Consider the following 1,086-nt stretch of genomic DNA (forward strand, 5'->3'; position numbering starts at 1 on the left):
CTCGGATTGCGCGGTCAGCAGGGCGGGCACACTGCGCAGCGCCGCCTCGACGCGCGGGTTGCGGTCACGGCGCTCGGCGAAGGAGTCGACCAGTTCGGTCGCGGCGCCCTGCACGTCGACGCGCGTCATGACGGCCTCGGTCAGCCTGGCCGCGAGGGCGTCCTGGACCAGCGGATCCTCGGCCAGGGGCACCATGGTCTCGACGTAGTGATCGGTATCGAGGAGTTCGGCGCGCACGAAGCCCGCCACCACGGTCGTGAGGGTGAGCAGCCCGGTCACGCAGACCAGCAAGGCCACGGCTATCCGCCTGGTCGTGCGAGCAACTCCACCAGAACCGCCTGCCATCTGCCCGGCTTCCTCGCTGACGTCGAGGATCCCATCGTATCGCCGACCGACCGGCGAGGACAGCAACTACACAGCGGCTACTCGCCGCAGCACCCACCGGCGGCGGGCAGGGTCCTGGTCTCCCTGGTCTGGGCGTTGCGGGCGGCGAGGTCGGCGTCGGCCGGGTAGTCGACGCGGACCAGGCTCAGGCCGTGCGCGGGCGCGACCGTCACCGAGCTCGATCGCTCGGTCTCGGTCAGCAGGCTCGCCACCCACTCGGGCGTGCGGCGGCCCTCGCCGACGGCCAGCACCGCGCCGACCAGGCTGCGCACCATCGACCAGCAGAACGCGTCGGCGCTGACGTGCGCGTTCAGCAGCTCGCCGTCGCGCTCCCAGTCGAACCGCTGCAGCTCACGCACGGTGGTCGCGCCCTCACGGCGGCGGCAGAAGGCGGCGAAATCGTGCAGGCCGAGCAGCTGCCGGGAGGCCGCGCGCATGGCGTCGAGATCGAGACCGGGCTTGGCGGCCACCACACTGCGCGCCCGCAGCGGTTCGGCACCGTAGCGGGCGGTGGTGAGCCGGTACACGTAGTGGCGACGGGTCGCGGAGAAGCGGGCGTCGAACTCCGGCGGCGCCGGCGCGACCTCGGTGATGCGCACGTCCTTGGGCAGGAAACGCGCCATCCCCGGACGGCGCGGGCTGGCTGCTCGCCTACGTCTACGACGGACCGAACGACCGCAGCGACCTGGTGGTGCTCGACGC

2 protein-coding genes are annotated in these 1,086 nt (G+C 72.4%); both read right to left on the reverse strand.

Annotated features, from left to right (window positions below; all coding sequences use genetic code 11):
* Window positions 1-297 (reverse strand): hypothetical protein (locus ACWDNU_RS46780; RefSeq protein ID WP_449673575.1); only part of this gene is annotated, 297 nt, incomplete at its 3' end.
* A gap of 125 nt (window positions 298-422) precedes the next feature.
* On the reverse strand, window positions 423-1,007 hold the full coding sequence (locus ACWDNU_RS46785) for a tRNA pseudouridine synthase A (RefSeq protein ID WP_449673576.1): 585 nt from the start codon (window positions 1,005-1,007) through the stop codon (window positions 423-425).
* Window positions 1,008-1,086 lie beyond the last annotated feature (79 nt).

This window comes from Amycolatopsis sp. NPDC003676 (assembly GCF_053587275.1).